The organism is Acidimicrobiales bacterium (assembly GCA_040219085.1).
Classification (GTDB): domain Bacteria; phylum Actinomycetota; class Acidimicrobiia; order Acidimicrobiales; family JAVJTC01; genus JAVJTC01.
This window is the reverse complement of record JAVJTC010000028.1, coordinates 31947-57049: the sequence shown is the minus strand read 5'-3', so window position 1 is coordinate 57049 and position 25103 is coordinate 31947. Positions and strand designations below refer to the sequence as shown.

Genomic DNA, 25103 nt, shown 5'->3' with positions numbered 1-25103 from the left:
GATGACACCTGACACCTCCGTACGCGCCCCCCACGGCCTCGTCGCCAGTCCCGACTCGCTCGCGTCCCAGGCCGGAGTCGCAACCCTGCGGGCTGGCGGCACCGCGGTCGACGCGGCGATCGCCACCAGCGCCGTCCTGGCGGTCACCTCCCCCCACATGTGCGGGATGGGGGGCGACCTGTTCGCGCTCGTCCACGAGGGGCCGGGTGCACCGGCGTGCCTCAACGCCTCGGGGCGTGCCGGCAGCGGCGCCGACCCTGACCGCGTCCGCGCCCAGGGCCACACGACGATTCCGCTGACGGGTCACATCGCCGCTGTACCCGTACCGGGCTGCGTGGACGGATGGCTGGCGCTCCACGACCGGTACGGCCGACTGCCGCTCGCCGAGGTGCTCGAGCACGCCGTCGGTTTCGCCGACGACGGGTTCCCGGCCTCTCCGCTGCTCGCGGCCGCCGCCGGTGGCGTCGCCGACGTCCGGGGTGCTGCGGCTCTGCGGCCCGCCACCGACGGCGCGGGAGCACTGATCCGACGCCCCGGTGTCGCCCGTTCGCTGCGGGCCGTCGTGGACCACGGCCGGGACGGCTTCTACGGCGGAGAGTTCGGTGAGGGACTTCTCACGCTGGGCGCCGGCGAGTTCGTCCCCGGGGACCTCGCCGTGCCGCTGGCCGACTGGGTCGAGCCGCTGTCGGTGCGGGCCTTCGGCCACGACGTGTGGACGACGCCGCCGAACTCGCAGGGCTACCTGACCCTGCTCGGCCTCGCCATCATCGAAGGGCTCGACCTGCCCGACGACCCGGCCGACGGCGCCTGGGCCCATCTCATGGTGGAGGCAGCGCGGGCAGCCGGGCGGGACCGACCCGAGGTACTCCACGAACACGCTGACGTGTCGGTCCTGCTCGCGGCGGCCGAGGTCACCCGCCGTCGAGCGGGCATCGACCCGGAGCGACGCTCGCGTCTCGCGGGCCCCGCGGCCGACGGCGGCACGATCCACCTGTCGACCGCGGATGCCGACGGGATGGGTGTCTCGCTGATCCAGTCGAACGCCGCAGGCTTCGGGAGCCACCTCGCGGTCGGTGAGACCGACATCTTGTTGCACTGCCGTGGTGTCGGCTTCTCCCTCGAGCCCGGCCATCCCGCCGAGTACGGGCCGGGCCGTCGCCCACCCCACACGCTGTCCCCGGCGATCGTCACCCGCTCCGACGGCGGACTCGCGATCGTGGCGGGGACGATGGGCGGCGACGCCCAGCCCCAGATCCTGCTGCAGACGCTGACGCGGATGCTGCGGCACGCACAGCCGCCCGGTCCGGCCATCGCGGCCCCCCGATGGGCACTGGGCCTCGACGGCGGCAACGGCTTCGACACGTGGAACGCCGTCGGCGACCAGATCGTGATGCTCGAACTCGGTTCCCACGGTTGGGTGACGGGGCTCGAGTCGCGCGGACACGGTGTGCGACCGATGCAGCAGAGCCCCGGCTTCGGACACGCCGACGCCATCGTCGCCACACCCTCCGGATGGGCCGGCGCAGCCGACCCGCGCGCCGTGGTCGGCGCCGCGATCGGCTACTGATAGCCGCGAGCCGAAGCCGGGCCGAGCCCTGTCCCGTAGGCGACTCCAGCATCTTGTCCGAGTCTCACAGGAGCCTGCGCCGGTCAGCCACCCCCCTGCTACTTGCGGGCATCCCGATTCCAGTCCTTGCTTTTGAAGTGAGCCATCGGCACCGGCGGCGAACTCCGTCGCCACGTAGACGGGCGTCACCGTCGAAGCGGGCGACTCGGTCGCCGGGTGGAGGGTTGACGGAGGCAGGCAATCTAGCCATACTTCTAGCCATGTCCTCGAGCGAGCATCTGTCCCTGGCAGACGTGAAGAACCGACTGTCTGAAGTCGTCGACAGGCTCGAACGCGAGCATGGACGGGTCGTCGTGACCAAGCACGGACGACCTGCTGCCGTGATGCTCAACGTCGACGACTTGGAATCCCTCGAAGAGACACTAACGATCCTCAGCAGTCCGACGCTGACAGAAGCAATCCGTGACGGCCATGCCGACGTCGCCGCCGGCCGCACGGAGCGCCTCACGAAGGACCAGGCGCTCGCTCGCATCTCCAAGAAGTGACACCGGAGCCGTTCGAGGTCGACTGGGCATCGAGTGCACTTCGGTCGCTCGATCGCCTACCGGAGAAGATCGCGACCGCCTGCGTCGAGTTCGTCTACGGCGGACTCGCCGAGAACCCCCACCGGGTCGGGCGGGCGCTACGTTTCGATCTCGAAGGGAAACACAGCGCTCGCCGCGGCGACTTTCGGGTCGTCTACCAGATCGAGAACGAGCGTCGCGTCGTGACGGTCCTCGCGATCGATCACCGCAGCGACGTGTACCGGCCACACTGACGGGGGATATCGCCCCCCCCCGGCCGCCGAATCAGGTGCGGGTGAGCCGCTTCTTGCGCTTGGCGAGTCGGGTCTCGAAGTCCTCAGCGGCGACGAGGAGGTCGTCGTAGAGGCTCATGATCTTGTCCTGAGCCTGCGCCGCGGCACCCGACAGGCCGTCGAGTGAGCCGATGTTCCACTCGCGCAGCAGCGGCTGGACGACCTGTTCGGCGTGGATCCGCATGTTGTAGACACCGGCGCGCGCCATCTCCATGGCCTTGCGGCTGAAGCCGGGGATCGTCGTTCCCGGCATCTCGAAGTTCGACAGCACCTTGTAGATCGAGCCGATGACCTGGGTCGGCGCTTCCTTCAACATCGCCGTGGTCACGCCGCGGTAGAAGAGGAAGTGGTGGTTCTCGTCGGCCGCGATCCGTTTCATCAGCTGGAAGGCGGCCTCGTCGTCGGCGAGCGAGCCGGCGTTGCGGTGGCTGATCCGGGTGGCCAGCTCCTGGGCCGAGGTGTAGACGAACAGGTCGACGGGGTCGACGACGTCGGTGGCCCAACCCCGGGTGGTCGTCTCCAGGCGGTCGTCCTCAAGCTTGACGGGATCGCAGTTGCGCGAGACCAGCAGGTACTCGCGCATGGCGGACCCGTGCTGGGCCTCCTCGGCGGTCCACAGCCGGGCCCACTCGGCCATCGGCGAGTCCTCGGGGAACGACGTGGCGAGCTTGGCGTAGTAGTAGGGCAGGTTGTCCTCGGTGAGGAGGTTGACGTGCAGCGCGGTGCGGGCGATCGGCGACAGGGTCGCCTGACTCTCGTCCCATGGCTCGTCGGCGTAGCTGCGGCCGCGCTCCCACGGGATGATCTCGTGCGCGTACCAGTGCGCCCGGCGTTCGCGATGGGTCGCCATCAGCGACTCGATCGTCGGCGAGACGGATTCGACGAGCTCCACAGAGGCAGAAGTCACGAGCGAAGGCTACCGCTGCGCACGACATCGGCTCCAACGGCGGACGTGAACGGCGCGTGAAAGTGACCTTGTCCCGGCTCTCCCGGGAACCTCAACGAAGCCGCAGGAAGATCCCCGAGCGTGGCTTGGGATGGAAGAACGTCGACTTCGGTGGCAGGACCCGTCCGGCGTCGACCACGTCCATGAGCGTGTCGACACCGGTCGCCTCCAGGGCGAACCCGACAGTGCCGGTCAGGCCGCACCGCTCGGCGAGCGTGTCGAGACCAGCCGTGCCCGGGAGGTACTCGATGCGGTCACTCGCACCCGGATCGTCGATTCCGAACACCGGTCGCAGGACGCGGTCCTGGAGGACGTCGGCGGGCAGCGCGCCGCCGTCGTCGCCCCGGGCATCCACGTCGAGGCGCCACCAGTGACCGGCAGCGTGGACACCGAACGTCCGCGCTCCGCTGCCGGCGACGGGGCCGTCGGCTGCGGTGAGGGCTCCCGCCGCGGCCAATGCGGCAACGGCGTCGGCGGGGGCGCCGTCGACTGTGACCATCCGGTGGAAGGGGTACACCTGCAGCTGGGCGGCCGGGAACAGGGCGCACAACATGAAGCGAGCAGGATGGTCCTCTGCGAGGGTCCCGGCGGCAGCGAGGGCGTTGCGCGCTGCGACGGCCGCCGCCGTGCGGTGGTGCCCGTCGGTGATGTAGAGGACGGCATCACCGATCGCGTCGTCGAGGTTCGCGATGAGTGCCGGGTCCGCCACCCGCCACACGGTCTGCTCGAGCCCGGAGGCGTCGGAGAAGGCGAGGATGGGCGGACCGGCGGTGACGGTCTCGACGATGTCGTCGACACCGGGGTGCTCGCGGTAGGTGACCGCAATGGGACTCGACGAGACCCGCACACGTTCGAGGTGGTGACCGAGCAGGCTCGCCCGTGCGGCACGGGTGCGTTCATGGGGGCGGAGTCGACCTTCGTCCGCTATGGCAACCGGGACGTCGGCGACGACCGCTGTCTGCAAATGATCACCGAGGCGGAGCCGGTAGAGGTAGACGGCCGGGCCGTAGCTCTCGTAGGCGTCGGCGTCGAGAAGGCGCTGTAGTGCGGTGGCGCTGGAGTCGGCCAGGGCGCCGGGGTCCCGGGGCGAGCCTTCGGCGACGTCTTCGGGAGAGCGCGTGACGTGCAGGAAGACGTACGGGTTCTCGTCCATCATCTTTCTGCGTTCCGTCGCGTTCACCCCGTCGTAGGCAGGCGAGACGACGCGCTCGGCCCATTCCGGACGTACGACGTGGCCTTCGAAGGGGACGAGGATGCGGTTCAGCAGTCCGCCCCCCGCACCGCCACCGACAATATGTGTTCGCCGGCTGACAACTCGGCGACGAGATCCTCGCCGACCTCACCCACGACCTCGATGAGCGCCATCGCGGCCCGGCCACCGGTGAAGACCCGGTTCTCCATCTGCTCGACGTTGATGTCGGCGCGGCGCAGGACGTCGAACACGCCCGCCAGCACACCGACGCGATCGAGGTGCCGCACGACGACCGTGCACGAGCCGAGCCGGCGTGTCTCGACGTTGACGCAGTTGACGAGCCGCCCCTCGTCGAACGCCTCGATCACCTCGGCCACCGCGTCGGCCACCGAAACCTGCGCCTGGTCCGTCGACGCGCCGATGTGGTGGGTCGCGACGACGTTCGGGTGCCGCGCGAGCGCCGAAGCCCATTCGCCCTGCTTCTCCGGGGGCTCGTCGGGCCATACGTCGAGGCCGGCGTGCATGCCCAGTTCCAGGGCGCCGAGGAGGGCGTCCGGGTCGACCACATCACCCCGGGATGTGTTCAACAGGACGGGCGCGTCGGTGTCCGCGGCGAGAGCGGCGAGAACGGCGGAATCCACGAGGTGCCTGGTCTCGTTGCCACCAGGGACGTGGAGACTGAGGATGTCGACCGCCCGGGCGAGCTCCGAGGCGACGCTGTGGACCGTCACGTCGAGGTCGTCGATGAGGCGGCGGGTGGCCGCCGAGCGCCCGGCGCGGTCCAGGGTGTGCAATTCGAGACCGAACGCGGCCGCCCGGGTGGCGACCTCGGTGCCGATGCCGCCGAGCCCGACGATGCCTAGCCGTCGCCCTGCGAGTCCCCGCGCCTTCGAGTACCGGCCCTTGTCCCAGTGCCCGGCTCTGGCGTCGGCCGTCGCCTCGGCGATGTGGCGGTCGACCGCCAGGAGCAGACCCATCGTCAGCTCCGCGACGGCGATCGCGTTGCGACCGGGCGTGTTGCACACGGCGATGCCTCGGGCCGAGGCCATGTCCAGATCGATCGTGTTGACACCGGCACCGGCCCGCACGACGAGACCGAGGCGCTCGCCCGCCTCGAGGGCGGCCGCTGTGACCCGGGTGGACCGGACGACCACCGCGTCATGGCCCGTGATCGCGTCGACGAGTGACGCCTCGTCCAGGTCCGGGGTGAGCGTCACCACATGACCTCCCGTCCGCAGTCGGTCGACGCAGGACAGGTGGCAGGAGTCAGCGAACAGGATGCGCACGCCGCAACCCTAGGTCCGGTACCTGCCCTGTCGCCGGACGGCGCTAGCGTCGGAGTGACAAGCCGACGAATCGAGGCCATGACGGCCCCGGGAGGAACTTGGCGATGAGCACCGAGCGAGAGGTACTGGACTGGGACCTGTACGGCCGTGCGGTGCGCGAACTCGCAGTCCAGGTCGCGGATGACGGCTACCGCCCCGACATGATCCTCGCCATCGCCCGCGGCGGCCTCTTCGTGGCCGGATCCCTGGGCTACGCCCTGGGCGTCAAGAACCTGTACGTGATGAACGTGGAGTACTACACCGGCGTCGACGAACGTCTCGAGGTACCGGTGATGTTGCCTCCCTACGTGGACTTCGTGGACGTCGCCAACGCCAACATCCTCGTCGCCGACGACGTCGCCGACACCGGTCACACGCTCGAACTCGTCCGCGACTTCTGCGCCAAGAAGGTGACCGAGGGCAAAGTCGCCGAAGTCCGCACGGCGGTCCTCTACGAGAAGTCCCATTCGGTCGTGAAGTGCGACTGGGTCTGGAAGCACACCGACCAGTGGATCAACTTCCCGTGGTCGACCGAACCGCCCGTGGTGGACCTGTCCACCGCCCAGACCGACGCCGTCGACGCCTGAGCCACACATGCACCCGGTCCAACAGCACCACCGCCACGTCCACGGCTACCACGCGGTGACATCGGTCGACGCGGCGCTGGACCTGCTGGCCGAGCACGGGGAGGCGGCGCGGCTCGTGGCCGGCGGGACCGACATCCTCCTGGAACTCGAGCGGGGTGTCCGGCCCGGCATCGGTCATCTGATCGACGTCACCCGGATCGCCGGTGCCGATGAGATCACCGTCGGAGACGGCTCGTTGAACCTCGGCTTCGCGACCACGCATGCGCAGGTGATCGCGTCGAGCGACGTCGTGGAACACGCTCTTCCGCTGGCCCAAGCCTGCGTGGAGGTCGGCTCACCCCAGTTGCGCAACCGGGCGACGGTGGTCGGCAACCTCGTCACCGCCTCGCCGGCCAACGACACGATCTCGGCGCTGATCGCCCTCGACGCAGCGGTATCGATCCGCTCGGCGTCGGGCACCCGCGCTGTGGACGTGGCCGATTTCTACACGGGGCTGCGCACCACCGTTCTGGAACCCGCTGAGATGGTCACCGGGATCACCGTTCCGACCGCGCCGGCCGGGTTGGACCGCCGCGGGCTGTACGTGAAGCTCGGGCTCCGCAGGGCCCAGGCCATCTCGATCGTGCACCTGGCCGTCGTGGTCGACCTCGACGACGACATCGTGACGCGGGCACGGGTCGCGCTCGGCAGCCTGGCGCCGACCGTCTTCCGGGCGACCGGCGTGGAGAACCTGCTCGTCGGCGCCCCCCTCGACGGCGCGACCATCGACGCCGCTGTGGACGCCACCCGTGCGGCGGTGAACCCGATCGCCGACGTGCGGGCCACCGCCGAGTACCGCGCCGATGCCCTCGGCACCGTCGTGGCCCGGGCATTGCGGACGCTCGCGTCCGGCCGACACCGGGAACGCTGGGCGCCCGATTCGCCCCGGCTGTGGGTGAACGCACCCGGCGGCCACTGCCCCACCGGTGAGGAACACGCCACGTCCACCGACGGGCCGGCGCCGGTGACCGCCACGGTCAACGGGACGGAACTGACGGCTACCGCCGACCCGTCCTCGACGGCCCTCGACTGGCTGCGCGAGAGCGCGCACCACGTCGGCGAGGGCAGCCTCACCGGGACCAAGGAGGGCTGCGCCGAAGGCGAGTGCGGCGCCTGCACGATCGTGATGGACGGCATGGCGGTCATGTCCTGCCTCGTGCCGGCCCCCCGCGTGGCCGGGACCGACATCACCACCGTGGAGGGACTGGCCCGGCTGGGACGGTCCGCCGAAGGCGGCGACAACACCGTGGAGGGACTGGCGGAGCCTGACCAGCTGCATGCCATCCAGGAGGCGTTCGTGGACAAGGCCGCGGTGCAGTGCGGTTTCTGCATCCCCGGCTTCCTCGTGTCGGGCGCGTCGCTGATCGCCGAGCACCCCCGGCCGACGCCGGCTCAGATACGCACCGGGCTGTCGGGCAACCTGTGCCGCTGCACCGGCTATTACAAGATCATCGAGGCGGTCGAGGCCGCGGCGGAGGCGTCGTCGTGAGCGCCCCGGTGCGCCACAGCCCGCCCGGCGGCGTCGGCCAGTCGAGCCGCAAGATCGACGCCCACACCAAGGTCACCGGCGAGGCCCGCTACCCCGACGATCTCGCCCCGGCCGATGCCCTGTGGGCCCGGGTGGTCTTCACCGGGAAACCCCACGCCCGGCTCCTGTCGCTGGACTTCGCCGCGGCCGAGGCGATGCCCGGCGTGATCGCCGTGTTCGGCTCCGCCGACATCCCCGTCAACGAGTACGGCCTGACCCTGTTCGACCAGCCGGTGTTCGTCGGGCTCGAGAACTCGGGGCGCAGCGTGGTGCGCTGCGACGTCTCGCGCTGGGAAGCCGACCACCTGGCACTCGTCGTCGCCGAGACGAAGGCCGCTGCCGACGCGGGGGCCGCTGCCATCGTGGCGGAATGGGAGGACCTCCCGCTCATCGACGACATCGATGCCGCTCTCGCCAAGGACGCCGCGCCACTGCACCCGGAGCTGACCCCGGACTCGAACATCTACCAGACCTACAAGTTCCGGCGGGGCGACATGGACGCCGGGTGGGCCGAGGCCGACGTGATCGCCGAGGGCGTCTACGAGGTCCCCCACCAGGAACACGCATACCTGCAGCCGGAGGCCGCGCTGTCCTACGTGGACGATGAGGGTCGCCCGACCGTCGAGGTCGCGGGCCAGTGGACGCACGAGGACCGTGAGCAGATCGCCCACGCGCTTGGCCTGCCCCATGAACGCGTTCGCGTGATCTACCCGGCCATCGGCGGTGCGTTCGGCGGCCGCGAGGACACATCGCTGCAGATCGTGATGGCCCTCGCCGCGCAGCAACTCGCCGAGCGGGGGGAGACCCGCCCGATCCGGTCCCGCTGGTCACGCGAGGAATCGATCATCGGGCACCACAAGCGCCACCGCGGCCGGATCCGTACGCGTTGGGGGGCGAAGGCCGACGGCACGATCGTCGCCGTCGAGGCCGAGTCGTATCTCGACGCCGGCGCCTACAACTACACGACGAACAAGGTCCTCGGGAACCTGCACCTGTGCGTACCGGGGCCCTACGTCGTGGCGAACCTCCACGTCGACAGTCACGCGGTCTACACGACGTCGGTTCCCGGTGGCGCCTTCCGCGGCTTCGGTGCCCCCCAGGGCGCGTTCGCAGCGGAGTGTCAGATCAACAAGCTGGCCGATGCCCTCGGCATGGACCCGGTGGAGATCCGCCGCCGCAACATGATCCGCGACGGCTCGATCGGCCACACGGGTTCGGTCTACCCCGAAGGCGTCAGCCTGCCGGCCGTCATCGAACGCTGCGCCGCCGAGTCCACCTGGGACGACCCCGCCTATGAGCCTCCCGGCGTGGACCCCGAGCCGTTCGCCTCGCTGCCGTCCGAACCCGACGACATCCGCCGCGGGCGGGGCTTTGCGTGCGCCTACAAGAACGTCGGCTACTCGTTCGGCTTCCCGGAGCGGTGCGAGTCACGCATCGTCCTGCACGGCGAACCGGGCGAAACCGAACCGACGAGCGCAGATCTCTTCCACGCGGGGGCGGATGTCGGCCAGGGCGGCCACACGGTGTTCCGCCAGATGGCGGCAGAGGCGACCGGCCTTCCCGCCGAGGCGATCCGGGCCCACTACTCCGACACGGCCACGGCCGGCGACTCCGGTTCGGCTTCGGCGTCCCGGCTCACGTGGATGTCGGGCAACGCCATCCTCGGCGCCGCCGAGGAGGCGGCGAAGGCCTGGCTCGACGGCGAGCGTCCGGCCGAGGGGTTCTTCCGCTACGTGCCTCCGCCCACGCAGGCGCTCGACCCCGACACTGGCGAGTGCGACCCGAACTTCGCCTACGGCTATGTGGCGCAGAGCGTCGACGTGTCCGTCGACATCGGCACGGGTCACGTGACCGTGCACCGGGTGGTCTCGGTGAACGATGTCGGCCGGGCGATCAACCCTGATCTCGTCGTGGGCCAGATCGAGGGTGCGGTCGTGCAGGCCCACGGCTACGCGATCACCGAGGATCTCCAGTTGCGCGACGGCCACATCACGAACCCGCGCCTGTCGGGATACCTGATGCCGGGCATCGGCGAGATCCCCGAGCGGGTGGAGTCGGTGGTGATGGAGGTGCCTGACCCGATCGGCCCGTTCGGGGCCCGTGGCATGGCCGAGATGCCCTATCTCCCCTACGCCCCCGCGGTCGTCAACGCGCTTCACGACGCCACCGGCGTCTGGTTCGACGCGTTCCCGCTCACACCGAGCCGGGTCCTCGCAGGACTGCGCGCCGCGGGCATCACACCGTCGTCGATCCCCCCGGTCGCTGCCAGATGAGCGAGGTGGGGTCCATGGTCCCGCCGCACTCCGATCTGCGCGTGGACGGCGGACGCCTGCTGCGCCGACTGCGTGAGTTGGCCGGGATCGGGCCGATCACCGGGCCGACTGGCGCGGCCGGGTCGTGCCGGATGGCTCTCACCGACGAGGACCGCGACGGCCGCGATCTCGTCGTCGCCTGGATGCGGGATCTGGACCTCGACGTGACGGTGGACGCGATCGGCAACGTCGTCGGTGTGCGCCCCGGACGTCACGACGGTCCGCCGGTGATGACGGGCAGCCACATCGACACCGTCCGCACGGGCGGTATCTACGACGGCAACCTGGGGGTGCTCGCCGGCCTCGAGGTGGTCGAGACGCTGGCGTCGGCCGAGGTCGTCACCGACCGACCCCTCGCTGTCGGGTTCTTCACCGGTGAGGAGGGGGCCCGTTTCGCCCCTGACATGCTCGGCAGCCTCGTCTACGTCGGCGGCATGGGCCTCGAGGAGGCGCTCGCACTGACCGACACGGACGGGGCGGTCCTCGGTGACGAACTGGACCGCATCGGCTACCGCGGTACCGCACCGTGCCCGGGACCCGCTCCCCATGCGTTCGTGGAGCTCCACATCGAACAGGGTCCGGTCCTCGAGGCCGAAGGTCTCACGATCGGTTCGGTGACCGGGGTGCAGGGGATCTCCTGGACCGGCATCGAGATCGCCGGGCAGTCGAACCATGCGGGCACGACGCCGATGGCCATGCGCCGCGACGCCGGCTGGGTTGCCGCTGCCGTCACGACGTTCGTGCGTGAGCTCGCTGTGGAGATGGGCGGCAGCCAGGTCGGCACTGTCGGCACGATCGACCTGCATCCGGACCTCGTCAACGTGATCGCGGCCCGGGCCCACCTCACGGTGGACCTCCGCAACACCGACGAGGCGGCGCTGGTCGAGGCCGAGGCCCGCCTCGCCGCCGAGTTGGATCGCCTCGCCGCAGCCGAGGGTGTCACGATCAGCTCCGAGGCGATGGCGCGTTTCGAGCCGGTCGTGTTCGACGAGGGTGTGATCCGCCGGATCGAGGAGACCGCGATGCGCCTCGGTCACCGGGTGCGGCGGATGCCGTCGGGGGCCGGGCACGACGCCCAGATGTTCGCCCGCGTCTGTCCGACCGGGATGGTCTTCGTACCATCCGTCGGGGGGATCTCCCACAACCCGGCCGAACACACCGGCCCGGCCGATCTGACGGCCGGCGCCGATGTCCTGTTGCAGACAATGCTCGGATTGGCGACGATCGTTCCCCCTGCGGACAAGGGGACCGACGAAGAGGAAGACGGATCGTGACGAGGAGGGTGCGGGTCGCCGCGGCACAGATGGGACCGATCGCCCGTGCCGACTCCCGGGCGGACGTCGTGGAGCGCCAACTCGTGATGTTGCGCGATGCGGCCGAACGCGGCTGTGACCTCGTCGTGTACCCCGAGCTCGCACTGACCACCTTCTTCCCCCGCTGGTGGATCGACGATCAGGACGAGGTGGACTCGTTCTACGAGACGCAGATGCCGGGCCCCGAGACCGCTGTCCTGTTCGACGAGGCAGCCCGGCTCGGTGTCGGCTTCTGCCTCGGGTACGCGGAGCTCACGCCCGACGGCCACCGCTACAACACCTACGTCCTCGTCGGGCCCGACGGGGTCGAGGTGGCGAAGTTCCACAAGGTCCACATCCCGGGCCACTCCGACGACGAGCCGGACCGGCCGTTCCAGCACCTCGAGCGGCACTACTTCGAGTCCGGCCCCGAGGGCTTCGGCGTGTGGCGGGCCTTCGGCGGTCTCGTGGGCATGGCGCTGTGCAACGACCGTCGCTGGCCCGAGACCTACCGGGTGATGGGACTCCAGGGCGTGGAGTTGGTGCTCATCGGCTACAACACGCCGATCCACTACGCCCCGGATCCGACGCAGAACACGCTGGCGTCGTTCCACAACCATCTGGTTATGCAGTCCGGCGCGTACCAGAACGGCACCTGGGTGGTCGGCGTCGCCAAGGGCGGGACCGAGGAGGGCGTCGAATCGCTCGCCCACTCGGCGATCTACGCGCCGTCTGGCCAGATCGTGGCTCAGGCCGTCACCGAAGGCGACGAGGTGATCGTCGCCGACTGTGACCTCGACATGTGCGCCCAGTACAAGAAGACGCTGTTCGACTTCGACCTCTATCGGGAGCCCCGCCACTACCGGCTGATCACCGAGCAGAAGGGCGTGGTCGAACCCCCGGCTGCGCCGTGAGCTCTGGACGCGGCCCGGGCCCCGTTTCCGAGCAGTGTCATAGCGAATCCAGCCGTTCGGCCCGGACCCCGTTTCCGAGCAGTGTCATAGCGAATCCGGCCGTTCGTCCCCGACCCCGTTTCCGAGCAGTGTCATAGCGAATTCGAGTGGCCCGTCCTGGTGGCGTGCGAACACGGCAGGCACCGATGTCACAGGCTGCGGCCAACCTGGCGGCATGAGAGTCGATATCGACCATGCGAAGCGAGGTGAGCTGCGCGGACGTGGCCTGAGGCACGTGTTGGTCGTGTGCCTGGCGGATGCGAACCAACCCGTCAGCCTTCACGAGCTCGCCAAGACAGTCGCGCGCCGCGGGGTACACCTTCCGGGCGCTCCCACCAAGCTCATCTCAGACTCCCTGCGGTGGGAGATCCGCCGGGGCAGGGTCAGGCGGGTCCGTCGGGGCATCTACGAGTTCGCGGGTGCGCCGCCGTCAACGATGCGCTGGATCCGCACCCGCGTCAGCCTCCTCCTCGGGATCGTCGCGGACGCAACAACTCAACACACCAGCGAGGACCTCGACGCCGTGAAGCGCCCCAGGTTCTCTGCCGCTCTTATGCGGGTTGCGGCTCTCGGTTGAGGGTCGCGTAGTGGGCTTGTTCGTAGTCGATGGGGGTGGCGTAGTCGAGGGTGCTGTGGAGGCGCCGGTTGTTGTACCAGTCGACCCAGCCGGCGGTGGCGTACTCGACGTCGGCGAGGGTCCGGTAGGGGCCGGCGTGGAACACGGTGGTGCGGATGCACTCGGTCTTGAACAGGCCGATCGTGGACTCCATGAGCGCGTTGTCGTAGGCGTCGCCGACGCTGCCGATCGAGGGGTGGACGCCTTCGAGGTCGAGGTGCTCGGTGAAGCGGATCGAGGTGTATTGCGACCCGGCATCGGCGTGGCCGATCAGCTCGCCGGGCACGATCGGGTGGCCGTCGCGGTCGCGTTGCCAGATCGCCATGCGCAGCGGCGCCATCACCAGGTCGGTGTCTTTGGACGTGGCGGCGTTCCAGGCCACGATCCGGCGGGCGTACACGTCGACGATGAACGCGACGTAGGTGAACCCGGTCCAGGTTCGGACGTAGGTGAAGTCCATGACCCATTTCTTGTTGGGTGCTGGGGCGGTGAAGTCCCGGTTCAACAGGTCACCGGCTCGGCGGCCGTCTTTGGCCGGGATCGTCGTTCGGATCCCCTTGGCCCGTCGGACACCTACCAGGCCCAGGCTGCGCATGGCCCGATCGACCGCACCCGGCGTGGCGTCAGGGATCGAGTGGCGCACGGCCCGGAGCATCTTGCGACGTCCGTAGAGGCCTTCGGGGGTGAGTTGGCGGCGTCCGTCGTCGGTGACGGTCCAGGCCAGGTCGCGGACGCAGGCCTCGACGAGCGCGTCGCTGAGTGTGCGGGCCGCCACTTGCTGGGCGGGTTGGCTCCAGGCCCGGTAGGTCCGCGCGGCGACCTGGCAGCCCTGCTCGGTGAGGACTCGACAGATCGACTCGACCGCGTGGCCCTGGGCGCGCATCTCGTCGATGAACGCCACGATCAACGGTCGCGGGGGTCGAGTTCCCCCGCGAAGAAAATCGATGCCTGTCGCAGGATCTCGTTGTCCTGCTCGAGACGCCGGACCTTGGCCTTGAGTTCCTTGATCTCGGCCAGCTCCTCCGACGTCGGGCCCTGGCGTTGGCCGCCATCGATCTGGGCCTGGATCACCCAGCGGCGCACGGTCTCCTTCCCGACGTTCTCGCGTCGGGCGACAGCCTCCGCGGCCGCCGTCAACGACGAGTACTCCTGCAGATGGTCGAGGACCTGACGCACGCAGCGCTCCTTGACCCTCGGATCGATCTTCTTCGGCATAGTTCGCATCCTTCCAACTCAGAAAGACGCGGCATCAATCCCGGGGCGCTTCAATCTGGCCGATCGTTCCATCTCGGAGCAGCTCATGGATGAGGGCGAGGTGGTTGTGGTGCTTACGAGCGAAGCCGAGTTGGGGGTTCGGCATGATGTAGGCGGCAGAGTAGACGCGCCGGTCGTTGTCGATGAGTTCGTCGAGGACGCAGGCGTAGCGGCGGGCGTCGAACGAGGCGGCGGTCGGTTCGCCGACCGCGGCGACAAGGTGTTCCCAAGAGTCGGCTCTGTTGAAGATCTTGAAGAGCAGCGTCCGAAAGATCGTGTCGGCGGCGGTGCGGGGCTCGTCGTAGATGACGTTGTGGAGGAGATACTGACTGACGCGGTCCGAGGCGCGGTACGCGTTCGTGAACCGGGGACGCGCGATGACGGGGTCGGAGGTCCAGGGGGCGGGTCGGTTGTGTGCGCGCCGGAAGAACACTGCTTGGCGTTCGGCGGCGAGGTTCCAGTACGACCAGAACACCTCGGTGACGATTACTCGCCGCCCGGCGAGGCGAATCGCCCAGGATCCTTTGGGAGGACGATCGCCATCCGCAAACAACTGCCCCGCTTGCGTCATCGGGCCCACGGTAATCGGCGTGGACGTTCGAGTTCGCTGATCCCTACTTCCGTCCTTACCTTCGCCTCGGAGTAGGGATGATCCGCGCTCAGCGGCAGACAACCCGGATTCTCGTTTTCCCAGCTCAGGCCATGAATACGGCACCACCGGTCACCAGTGGATAAGTGCAGGAGAGATCCACGACCTCTTCGAAGCGCTGGAGATGTTCCTGTACGACGTCGCACAAGACCGATTGTCCGACACGAGCCTACGACAGCGTCCGTGCGACGTGGACAGCGCCTTGGTCGCACTCGGCCTCGTCGAGACTAAGGGTCGAGGCCCCGCCATTCTGAGAGCCCAGGCGTCGACCATGTCGCCGGCTCGTCTTCGGCAACGCCGATGTCTGTTTGGCTCATGTCTGCTTGGAGACATCGCAGGACGAAGGTGCGCAACCTACTCAAGCAGCTCGGAGTGGTAGCCCTCGCTGACTCCGGCTCTCCCGAGCGGGGAGTCGAACGGTTGGATCTGATCGTGTCCTTGGCATCAGGATGAGAACCCAACACAGCCTCACTTGGTTGGAGTGGTTGAGGCGTTCGGCGACCTACGGGTCAAGTGTCCTGCGCCCTCAGTGTTCCGTCAACGGCGCAGTCCTCAACAGTTGCAGCGTGGAGCCGGCGGCCAGATGTTGACATCGATTCGCTGGGATCCTTTCGAGAACCGATGCACCGAGGCCTGGGTGAGGCCCGGTAGTTCTTGGCCCCAGTCAGCGTCGGTGGCAGTCTCGTGACTTCGTCATTCCTCGACGTCATTCCTCGACGCTCCCGAGGATCGCCTTCGTGCTGAGGAACCCCGCGAGCCCCCACTCGTCGTGCTCGTAGCCGTTGCCCGACTGCTTGCGTCCACCGAACGGTGACGACGCGTACTGGGTGAACTCGTGGTTGATGTAGACGTGGCCCGCCACGAGACGACGCGCAACCCTGAGTGCGCGGTCCGTGCTCGACGACTGAACGACAGCCGCGAGCCCATAGATGCTGTCGTTCGCGATCGAGATCGCGTGCTCCTTGTCCTCATACCCGATGATGGACAAGACCGGACCAAAGATCTCAGTTTGCGCGATCTCCATCGAGTTGTCGACGTCCGCGAACACGGTCGGCTTCACGAAGTATCCCCGGTCCAGTCCCTCGGGACGGCCTGTCCCACCACACACGAGAGTCGCCCCGGCATCGATGCCGGACTGGATCAGCCCCTGGACGTGCTCGAACTGCATCCGGTTGACGAGCGGCCCCATCGTCGTGTCGGGGCTGGTCGGGTCCCCCACGACGTGGTCTTCGGCAGCGGTCTTCGCGATGGCCGCTGCATCGGCCATCGCTGCAGCGGGCACGAGCATTCTTGTGGCGACACTGCACGACTGGCCGGCGTTCGCGTAGCACGCAAGCACTCCTCGCGGAACCGCAAGCTCGAGGTCGATGTCATCGAGGATCACGTTCGGGGACTTGCCGCCGAGTTCCTGGTGGACGACCTTGACCGTGGCGGCGGCGTCCTTTGCGATCTGAACACCCGCCCGGGTAGAACCGGTGAAGGACACGACGTCCACCCTGGGATGCGACACGAGCGCCGCCCCGGTCGTGGGACCTTCGCCGTTGATCAGGTTGAAGACACCGGGCGGGATCCCTGCCTCATCGACGACCTCGGCGAACAGAACTGCGTTCAGAGGCGCGACCTCGCTCGGCTTCAGCACCATCGTGCACCCGGCGGCGAACGCCGATGCGAACTTGGTGAAGACCTGGTTGACCGGCCAGTTCCATGGTGTGATCAGCGCGGCCACCCCCGTCGGCTCACGAACGACCAGTGTGTTGCCGCGGAGGGCCTCGAAGGAGATCCGCCGGAGAGCGTCGATGGTGCAGCGCAGGTGGGCCGAACCGAGGTCGCACTGAGCGGTCGAGGTGAGCGAGATCGGGCCTCCCATCTCTGCGGTCATCGCGCGGGCGAACTCGTCGCGCCGGCGCTCGTACACGGCGAGCACGGCCTCGAGCCAGGCGATTCGCTGCTCCGTGGTCGTCACGGAGAAGGACTCGAAGGCTCCGGCAGCAGCGTTGACGGCCGCATCGACATCGGCCCGGCTCGCCAGGGAGATGGAACCGATAGCCTCGGTCGTCGCCGGGTTCTCGACTTCCATCGTCGCCCGGTGTCGCGGCGCGACCCACTCACCGCCGACGTAGAACATTTCCTGGTGCTCGCTGATCATCGAGGCGCCTGACTCTCTTTCGGGGAGCCCGGTCGGACGAACCGGGTCATACTGGCTGCACTCCGTTGCGGCGCGAGGGCGAGACACGTGGGCGGCGGGAATAGACCGCGTACCTGCGGATTAACTCGTCGCGGAGATCGTTGGGGGGGACGACCGCCTCCACCGCGTTCTCGTTCGCGATCCGGAAGACGTCGATCCCGGCGGCGTACTCCTCGTGCTTCTCGCGGACGAACGCCGCGCGCTCTTCAGGGTCCTCGAACTCCTGGATCCGGTTGTAATGGATCGCATTTACGGCGGCATCGGGCCCCATGAGAGCGGGCTTCGCTGTCGGAAGCGCGATCACAGCGTCGGGGTCCATGGGGGCACCGGACATCGCGAGGTATCCGCCGCCGTAGGCCTTGCGGACCAGGACGGCGATCCGCGGGACGCGGGAGGCTCCAACCGCATAGAGCATCTTGGCGCCGTGCCGGATGATCCCGTCCCGCTCGACGGCACTTCCTATCATGTACCCGGCTATGTCAACCAGGAACAGAAGTGGGACGTTGAAGGCGTTGCAGATCCAGATGAAGCGGGCTGCCTTGTCCGACGAATCGCTGAAGAGGACACCGCCCCTCACCGACGAGTTGTTGGCGACGATCCCGACGGGCTTGCCGCCGAGCCGTGCGAAGCCAGTCACGAGCTCCTCGGCGAAGAGCGTCTTGTACTCGAAGAAGCTGCGTGAGTCGACGAGCGAGTCGATGAACTCGACGACGTCGAAGGCGGCCGACTCACTCTCGGGAACGATTTCCTTCGGCGACCGGCCATCGTATGGCTCCTCGGGCGGTGCAGAGGGCGGCTCTTCCTTCCAGCTGGACGGAAGGAACGAGAGCCAGACTCGGATGGCGGCGATCGCCTCCTCGTCGTCCTCGACCAGTACGTCGCCGAGTCCCGACACCTGGCAGTGCATCTCCGCACCGCCCATCTCCTCGAGTGATACCTTCTCGCCGGTTACCATCTCCGCCAGCCGCGGTGAACCGAGGTAGGCGGTCGCGTTTCCTCGGACCATGATCGTGAGGTCCGACAGCGCTGGCACATAGGCCGATCCCGCTGGGGAGGGGCCGAAGAGCGCACACACCTGTGGGACCTGACCCGAGATCTGGATCTGGTTGTAGAAGATGTTGCCCCAAGCGCGCCGCCCCGCGTAGCTCTCGAACTGCTCGTCGATCCGCGCACCGGCGGAGTCGAAGAGGTACACGATCGGAACACCGGCCTCGACGGCGACGTCCTGGGCACGGATGATCTTTTCGAACGTTCTCTTCCCCCAGGTTCCGGCCTTGACCGTGTAGTCGTTGGCGATCACACAGATCTCGCGTCCGTCGACCGTGCCGAAGCACGTGACGACGGCGTCACCCGGCAGCCCCTCGTCGAATCTTGCCAGGAGGCCGTCTTCGAACGACGGCTCGGAGTCGAAAAGGAGCTCCAGCCGCTCGCGGACCAGCAGCTTATTGGCCTCGTGTTGTTTCTGGCGTCGGTCTTCTGGGCCGCCCAGACGAGCGACGGCCAAGCGCCGATCCAACTCCTGGTGGATGTCGTCGATCACGTCGGCAGCATCTGCATTCGGCATCTCATTGACCCATCGCTGGAGGTGTGACTTGACAACTTGGGGACGGCGCGCAACTGCTCATGCGGCGCCGCCAGGTTCGATCTCGACGAGGATCTCGCCCGACGCGACGACGTCGCCGACCTCCACCGTTATGGCCACGACCTCACCATCCACATCGGCCGTGATCGAGTTCTCCATCTTCATCGCCTCGAGAACCAACAGGACCTGCCCCTTCATCACGGCGTCGCCCACGGCGCTCGTGAGCGCGATCACGGTGCCCTGCATCGGGCTGCGCACCTTTCCGTCTGCGCCGGTAGCGTCCCGCGGAGCGCGCCGATCCGGGGCCGGCCGCGCAGCAAATCGAGACCGCGCCCTGCCGGACGGCTCTGGCCGCGACTGCGCGGGCCGAGGAGCCTCGGGCCGACGGTGAGGATCCCCCGGCGGAGGCTGCGTGGTCGCTGATGTGATCTTGTATTCGCGCCCGCCGACCCACACGATTCCGTCGTCGGACGCGGGCATCGAGGCGGGCGCGGGCCCGGCCACGGAAGACAAGGCGACCCCATCCTCGTCGTGTCGCGCCAGCTCCTCAGATAGGAGCTCCGTCAGCTCGAGCTCGTGTTCCAACCAGCGGGTGCCGACAGCGCCTGCGACGAAATCGGGGTGCCTTAGGATCGCAGTAGCAGCCGGAATCGTTGTGGGAGGTCCGACGATGTGGAGTCCCTCGAGCGCCGCGACCGCACGGACTAGCGCCCAACCCCGGGTCGGCGCCCACACGACCAGCTTTCCGATCAAGCTATCGAAGTCCGGCAGGACGTCGTCGCCGGGCTCATAACCGGAGTCGAAACGTATGCCGGGCCCGACGGGGATCCGAAGATCGGTCACGAGGCCCGGCGAAGGAATGAATGCTCCCGTTGATACGTCCTCGGCATTGACCCTGACCTCGATGGCGTGACCCCGCGGGGTCAGCTCCCTCGCCGCAACGCTCAGCCGTCGCCCCGCTGCGATGTCCAGCTGAGCGGCGACGAGATCGATGCCGAGCACCTCTTCGGTTACAGGGTGCTCGACCTGGATACGGGTGTTCATCTCCAGGAAGTAGAAAGCTTCGTCAGCCGGCTCGTAGAGGAACTCCACCGTGCCGGCCCCGACGTAGTCGACCTCCTCGGCGAGACGGATCGCCGCTTCGGCCATGGCAGCCCGCGTGGCGTCAGCCAGGCCGGGAGCGGGAGCTTCCTCGACCAACTTCTGATGCCGGCGCTGGACCGAGCAGTCCCGGTCGCCGAGAGCAAGGACGGTCCCGTGGGTGTCAGCGAGAACCTGCACCTCGACATGGCGAGCGGAGTCGAGGTATCGCTCGAGGTAAACTGCTGCGTCTCCGAAGGCCGCTTCAGCTTCGCGCTGTGCCCCTTCGAGTGCGTGGGAGATCTCGGACGCGTCCCGAATCAGCCGCATTCCGCGCCCACCTCCGCCCGCGGAGGCCTTCAGAAGCAGCGGAAGCCCGTGGGTGTCCGCGAACTCCTCGATGAGGCCGACCGACGACACCTGGTCGGTCCCGGGAACGATGGGGACCTCAGCGACGACGGCACACTCCCGTGCCTTGATCTTGTCGGCCATCGTGGCGATGACATGGGCCGGTGGCCCAATGAATATGAGACCGGCCTCTTCGACGGCGGCGGCGAACTCCGCGCGTTCGGAGAGGAACCCGTAGCCGGGGTGGACGGCGTCGCAGCCGCGGGACTTGGCGGCGTCCACGATGGCTGCGATGTCAAGGTACGAGCGGGATCCGGACGGAGCGTCGATCGCGACGGCGTCGTCCGCGATCCTCACGTGCCAAGCCTCCTGGTCCGAATGGCTGTGGATCGCCACTGTTTCGATACCGAGCTGGGCACAGGTCGTCAAGACCCTCACCGCGATTTCGCCCCGGTTTGAGACCAGGACCCGGGAGATCACGCAGTCCGCGTCAGCCTCGAAGAGCGCGTCGGCCGTTCCGGAGTGCGCCCTCACGAGGCCTCCACGCAGCGGTTGGAGCAGGATCCGAGGCCTGTGATCTCAGAATGGAGTGTTTGGCCCGCGTCTAGGTATACCTCCGGCGACCGGCCGGCGCCGACGCCGGAGGGCGTGCCGGTCAGGATCACGTCTCCGGGGATCAGCCGAGTGTGTCGGGACAGGTAGAAGACGAGCTCGGCTGGTGAGAAGACCAGATCGCTCGTACTCCCTCTCTGCATGACTTCGCCGTCGACGGTGCACGTGAGTTCGAGGCCCGATCCGTCACCCACCTCGTCGGTCGTTACCAGGAAAGGTCCGAGCGGAGTGACAGCGTCGAAGGACTTCGCGAGAAACCACTGTGAGGACTGTCGCTGGAGATCACGAGCGGTGACGTCGTTCGACACGGCGAATCCGGCGATTGCGCGGCCAGCATCCCGTGGCTGCTCGATGGCGGGTGCCCCGGCGCCGAGGACGACCGCCAGCTCGATCTCCCAGTCCCACATCGTCGATGCGGAACTCAAACACAAGTCGTCGTTGGAGCCCAGTAGCGAGGTGCCGAACTTGGAGAAGACCGTCGGACGATCAGGGATCTCACGACCCATCTCCTCGATGTGACCGCGGTAGTTATGCCCGATGCAGAAGACACGCGCTGACATCGGAAGTAACGGAGCGAAGTCCAAGGCGAGATGCATAGGCACGTCGGCGCCTTCGATAGATTCGAGACCACTGATCGAACCCGCCGACGCCAGCGCCTCGGGCACTGTACGGAAGGGCAGCATCTTCGGGGACCCGCCGTCGATTCGGGCGACGCGCTCGTCCGTGCCTAGCCGCACTACTGCAACTCTCACCTACTTCCTCCTAGTCCCCTGTGGCTTCTACCGCGCTGCACGCCCGCTCAAAGACTAACCTAGGTTCCCGCTGTAGCCAAACGAGCGCTCGTACGTCACGCCAGCAAACAGCGGGGGTTTAGGGAACTGCCTGGTTCATACCCGAGCGTGTGCTCGTACGGCCCCGCCCGATGAGACACGGCAACATGCGCCGTCCGTCAGGGTCCTCGGATCGGGAGCCACAAAGGTCTGGGCGTTTCTAGGGCAGGATCCGCCGAGTCGCAGTCTGCACTGGGAGTCTTCGCCGATGAGCTCACGCGTGGCGGGTTGTGAGCAGGAAGCCTGATACGAATGTCATCACTTCGGCGTCGTCCTGGTTGGTGATGCTGTAGCCGAGGTGGGCCTTCCCGTACTCGGGCTTGGATGATCGCGACGCCTCGAGAACCGTCGCGGTCACAGTGATCGTGTCGTCGATGAAGACCGGAGCCGTCGCCCTGACTTCGTCGAGTCCCAGCCATGCGACGACGGCGTCGCCGAAGACTGTGGTCTGGACGATCAGCCCGAGCGAGAGCGCGAGGGTCAGCGGACCGTGCACGATGCGGTGACCGAATCGCGTCTCCTTGGCAAACTCCGCGTTGGTGTGGAGCGGGTACCAGTCACCGCACGTCATCGACCACATCACTAGATGCGTCTCGGTGACCGTGAGCCCCTGAGAACGGACCGCGCGTCCCACTGCGAAGTCCTCCCACGCAACGTTCCGGTCCGGATCGGATACGGGATGGGCGAGACTCTCCATGTGTATGACCCCTTCAACAAGCGAACGCTCGTACGCCACATCAATTCGATTCCGGCCGCTACCAGAGGTCCGCGTCGCGGAGTTCACTCTTGATGATCTTCCCGCTGGGGTTGATCGGGATGTCCTGCCTGGACACGAATGCAATCCGTTTGGGGATCTTGTAGGCGGCTAGATAGTCCCGGCAGTAGGAGCGGAGGTCCCGCTCCGATAGCGACGCTCCCTCGTCGAGTGCGACTATGGCTCGGACCTCTTCGTCCCACTCATCACTGACGACCCCGATCACAGCAGCCTCCGACACGGCCGGATGGCTGTAGAGGACCCGTTCCACTTCCTGGGAGTAGACGTTCTCGCCGCCGGACTTGATCATGTCCTTCTTCCTGTCGTGAAAAAAGAGATAACCCTCGGCACTTTGGGTCGCCATGTCCCCGGTCTTGAGCCAGCCTTCCTGAATGGCATCGGCGGTCGCGTCAGGACGATCGTGATAGCCCAGCATCACGTTCGGACCTCGCACGCAGATCTCACCTACGTCGCCGGTCGCGACTGGCTCGCCGTCGTCGCCGCGCAGCGAGACTTCCGTTAGCACGAACTCGGTGCCGATCGAGCCGTCGACCTCCTCGCGGAACATTTCGCCGGGGAGTAGCCGGCTGACGATCGGACCGGCCTCGGTCAGCCCGTACTGGTAGTAGATGTCGGTCGCGGGAAGGGCGTCCCTGACGGCGAGCTTGTCGGGCATCCGGAACGTGGCTCCACCGACGTAACAGCGACGGTAAGTGGCGAATCGCTCGCCGCCCAGATTCCCGCTCGCGAGCAGGCGCCGGACCATGTTCGGTACGAGGAACCCATTCGTCACGCCCTCGGACGCCGTCACCTCGGCCACGGCGTCTTCGTCGAAGCTACGCAGGAGCACGCTGCGCGCACCGAGGACCACGTGGGGCAAGAACCAGCACAACAGCGAACCGGAGTGAAACATAGGAGCGATGATCAGCGTCCTGTCGGCGTGTTCCATGCGGGTGTCGATGATCATGTTCATGCAGTTCGCCAGCACGTTCTCGTGTGTGAGTACGACAGCTTTCGAGAAGCCTGTGGTGCCGCCGGTGAAGATCATCACATTCGGATCAGCCGGGGAGACCGCGACCTCCGGTTCACTGCCGGAGCGAAGGAAAGATTCGTAGGCCTCGCCTTGGTGAATCACCGTCTCGACGTGCGAGAGGCCGACGTCACGCGCCGCGCCGAAGGACTCGATGTGAGGCTTCTCGACCAGTACAACCCGGGCGTGGGTCGACTCGACGCCGTGTACCAGCTCCCGCGAGGACCAGAGGTTGTTGTATTCGACAGCGACCGCCCCGGCCGCGACGATCCCGAGATACGTCTCGGCTGAGAACCGACTGTTCCCTGACAACACGCCAACGGGATCGCCCGGCTTCACTCCGGCCTCGAGAAGCCCTCGTGCCAGGGCCCAACATCGATCGGCGACCTCACCCCAGGTGGATGAACCCGACTCGTCCACGAGCGCTATCTCGTGCGGGTAGCGGCGCTTGTTCCATCGGAGTGCGTCACCGACTACAAACATGGCTCCCCTTCGGCGTGGCGCAGGCCAAGCTGGATCTTCGATCGAACCCTAGCCGATACTGGCCAGGCTTGCAAACAAACGCTCGTACGTCTACGCTGGTGGTGTGAACCTGGCCCCAATGCGTTCAGCCCTCTTCGTCCCTGCGCACAAGCCGTGGGCCCGAAAAGCCGTCGATTCGGGCGCGGACGCCGTGATCCTGGATCTCGAGGATGCGGTTCCAGAGGATCAGAAAGTTGCGGCCCGCGCGGGGTTGCGGGAGGCAGTCAGCAGCATCCGCGACGCCGACGCAGCGCCTGTCGTCCTCGTACGGCCCAACGCACTCGACAGCAATCACTACGCGTCCGACGTCGAGGCCGCCGTTGTCGAACGCGTCGACGCCCTCTTGTTGCCGAAGCTCTTCGGCGCTGACGACGTCCGCGAGTTCGAGGCTGTCGTCCGATGCTTTGAGGTGATGCACGCCGTTCCGCAGGGATCGGTGGCGCTCGTCCCGTCGTTGGAGACGGCGCGGGCGATTCGGGACTGCACCCAGATCATGACGGCTTCGGACCGGATCGTGTCGGTCCTTGTCGCCGCGGCCCGTGATTCCGACGTATCACGCGAGGTCGGTTTCACCTGGACCCCGGAGGGACTCGAGACGCTGCAGTACCGCACAGCTGCGATCGTCGCCAGCCGCGCCGCAGGAATTGACGCGCCAATGGTCGGGCTGTGGCAGGAGCTCACCGATCTCGACGGTCTTGGCCGATTCGCACTTCAGAACTCACAACTCGGCTTCCGCGGTCAGGTTGTGATCCATCCCTCCCACGTCGCCGTCGTCAACGAGGCGTATACACCTCCGGGGCATGTCCTGGAACGCTACCGACGGATGGTTGCAGCGTTCGAGGTCGGGCAGGAGGCCGGTTCCGCTGCAGTGACGTTCGAGGGGGAGCACATCGACATCGCACACGTCAAGACGGCCCGGACCATCCTCGCCCGCTTCGATCACGCATGACCACGGCGCGCGGCACGTAGAGAACCGACGACGGGGCGTTCTGGAGCACATCCCAGCACGCTGCGCTCGAAGAAGATTGACAGAGCCGAGAAGAC

General features: G+C 67.5%; 21 protein-coding genes. 10 read left to right on the top strand and 11 right to left on the bottom strand.

Annotated elements, in window-relative coordinates; translation table 11 throughout:
* The first annotated feature begins 1 nt into the window (after position 1).
* The 3 genes from RIE08_11910 to RIE08_11900 all read left to right on the top strand — a co-directional run bounded on the left by RIE08_11910 (position 2) and on the right by RIE08_11900 (position 2384).
* On the top strand, positions 2–1567 hold the full coding sequence (locus RIE08_11910) for a gamma-glutamyltransferase (GenBank protein MEQ8718304.1): 1566 nt from the start codon (positions 2–4) through the stop codon (positions 1565–1567).
* Between the two features lie 260 nt (positions 1568–1827).
* Positions 1828–2112, top strand: a complete 285-nt coding sequence (locus tag RIE08_11905) for a type II toxin-antitoxin system Phd/YefM family antitoxin (GenBank protein ID MEQ8718303.1) — start codon at positions 1828–1830, stop codon at positions 2110–2112.
* Positions 2109–2384 carry a type II toxin-antitoxin system RelE/ParE family toxin gene (locus RIE08_11900; protein ID MEQ8718302.1) on the top strand — a complete coding sequence of 92 codons (276 nt, stop codon included), beginning with the start codon at positions 2109–2111 and terminating at the stop codon, positions 2382–2384. The genes RIE08_11905 and RIE08_11900 overlap by 4 nt, the downstream gene beginning before the upstream one ends.
* 31 nt (positions 2385–2415) lie before the next feature.
* Here the strand turns inward: RIE08_11900 and RIE08_11895 are convergent, their stop codons facing one another.
* The 3 genes from RIE08_11895 to RIE08_11885 form a co-directional block, all read right to left on the bottom strand.
* The gene (locus RIE08_11895; protein ID MEQ8718301.1) at positions 2416–3330 is read right to left on the bottom strand and encodes an acyl-ACP desaturase; all 915 of its coding nucleotides are present in this window, start codon (positions 3328–3330) and stop codon (positions 2416–2418) included.
* 91 nt (positions 3331–3421) lie between these two features.
* Entirely contained in the window at positions 3422–4624 is a 1203-nt protein-coding gene (locus RIE08_11890) for a DUF1015 family protein (protein ID MEQ8718300.1), read from the bottom strand.
* A 5-nt stretch (positions 4625–4629) separates the two neighbouring features.
* A complete protein-coding gene (locus RIE08_11885) occupies positions 4630–5847 on the bottom strand; it encodes an NAD(P)-dependent oxidoreductase (GenBank protein MEQ8718299.1) in 1218 nt (405 codons plus the stop codon).
* A 104-nt stretch (positions 5848–5951) separates the two neighbouring features.
* On the opposite strand from RIE08_11885, the gene RIE08_11880 reads away from it, so the two are divergent.
* The 6 genes from RIE08_11880 (at position 5952) to RIE08_11855 (ending at position 13174) form a co-directional block, all read left to right on the top strand.
* Positions 5952–6473, top strand: a complete 522-nt coding sequence (locus tag RIE08_11880) for a phosphoribosyltransferase (protein ID MEQ8718298.1) — start codon at positions 5952–5954, stop codon at positions 6471–6473.
* Positions 6474–6480: 7 nt separating this feature from the next.
* Positions 6481–8001, top strand: coding sequence for an FAD binding domain-containing protein (locus tag RIE08_11875; protein ID MEQ8718297.1), 1521 nt, complete (start codon positions 6481–6483; stop codon positions 7999–8001).
* Positions 7998–10313: a xanthine dehydrogenase family protein molybdopterin-binding subunit gene (locus RIE08_11870; protein ID MEQ8718296.1), complete on the top strand. Its 2316-nt coding sequence runs from the start codon at positions 7998–8000 to the stop codon at positions 10311–10313. The genes RIE08_11875 and RIE08_11870 overlap by 4 nt, the downstream gene beginning before the upstream one ends.
* Before the next feature lie 14 nt (positions 10314–10327).
* Positions 10328–11626, top strand: coding sequence for a Zn-dependent hydrolase (locus RIE08_11865; GenBank protein MEQ8718295.1), 1299 nt, complete (start codon positions 10328–10330; stop codon positions 11624–11626).
* Positions 11623–12558, top strand: a complete 936-nt coding sequence (locus RIE08_11860; GenBank protein ID MEQ8718294.1) for an N-carbamoyl-D-amino-acid hydrolase — start codon at positions 11623–11625, stop codon at positions 12556–12558. The genes RIE08_11865 and RIE08_11860 overlap by 4 nt, the downstream gene beginning before the upstream one ends.
* Positions 12559–12772: 214 nt before the next feature.
* A complete protein-coding gene (locus tag RIE08_11855) occupies positions 12773–13174 on the top strand; it encodes a hypothetical protein (protein ID MEQ8718293.1) in 402 nt (133 codons plus the stop codon).
* Here RIE08_11855 and RIE08_11850 read toward each other — a convergent pair.
* The 8 genes from RIE08_11850 to RIE08_11815 all read right to left on the bottom strand — a co-directional run bounded on the left by RIE08_11850 (position 13149) and on the right by RIE08_11815 (position 24020).
* A protein-coding gene (locus RIE08_11850) for an IS3 family transposase (protein ID MEQ8718292.1) occupies positions 13149–14428 on the bottom strand; the annotation gives its coding sequence in 2 pieces (ribosomal slippage) (positions 13149–14155 and positions 14155–14428; 1281 coding nt in all). The genes RIE08_11855 and RIE08_11850 overlap by 26 nt on opposite strands.
* Before the next feature lie 34 nt (positions 14429–14462).
* Entirely contained in the window at positions 14463–15038 is a 576-nt protein-coding gene (locus tag RIE08_11845) for a putative DNA base hypermodification protein (protein ID MEQ8718291.1), read from the bottom strand.
* A 784-nt stretch (positions 15039–15822) separates the two neighbouring features.
* Positions 15823–17262, bottom strand: coding sequence for an aldehyde dehydrogenase family protein (locus tag RIE08_11840; GenBank protein MEQ8718290.1), 1440 nt, complete (start codon positions 17260–17262; stop codon positions 15823–15825).
* Positions 17263–17308: 46 nt separating this feature from the next.
* On the bottom strand, positions 17309–18865 hold the full coding sequence (locus RIE08_11835) for an acyl-CoA carboxylase subunit beta (GenBank protein ID MEQ8718289.1): 1557 nt from the start codon (positions 18863–18865) through the stop codon (positions 17309–17311).
* A 57-nt stretch (positions 18866–18922) separates the two neighbouring features.
* On the bottom strand, positions 18923–20791 hold the full coding sequence (locus tag RIE08_11830) for a biotin carboxylase N-terminal domain-containing protein (GenBank protein ID MEQ8718288.1): 1869 nt from the start codon (positions 20789–20791) through the stop codon (positions 18923–18925).
* A gap of 50 nt (positions 20792–20841) precedes the next feature.
* Complete coding sequence (locus RIE08_11825) at positions 20842–21675, bottom strand: fumarylacetoacetate hydrolase family protein (GenBank protein MEQ8718287.1); 834 nt, start codon at positions 21673–21675, stop codon at positions 20842–20844.
* 292 nt (positions 21676–21967) lie between these two features.
* Complete coding sequence (locus tag RIE08_11820; GenBank protein ID MEQ8718286.1) at positions 21968–22450, bottom strand: MaoC/PaaZ C-terminal domain-containing protein; 483 nt, start codon at positions 22448–22450, stop codon at positions 21968–21970.
* A 58-nt stretch (positions 22451–22508) separates the two neighbouring features.
* Positions 22509–24020, bottom strand: a complete 1512-nt coding sequence (locus tag RIE08_11815; GenBank protein ID MEQ8718285.1) for an AMP-binding protein — start codon at positions 24018–24020, stop codon at positions 22509–22511.
* Between the two features lie 103 nt (positions 24021–24123).
* On the opposite strand from RIE08_11815, the gene RIE08_11810 reads away from it, so the two are divergent.
* A complete protein-coding gene (locus RIE08_11810) occupies positions 24124–25008 on the top strand; it encodes a CoA ester lyase (protein ID MEQ8718284.1) in 885 nt (294 codons plus the stop codon).
* Positions 25009–25103 lie beyond the last annotated feature (95 nt).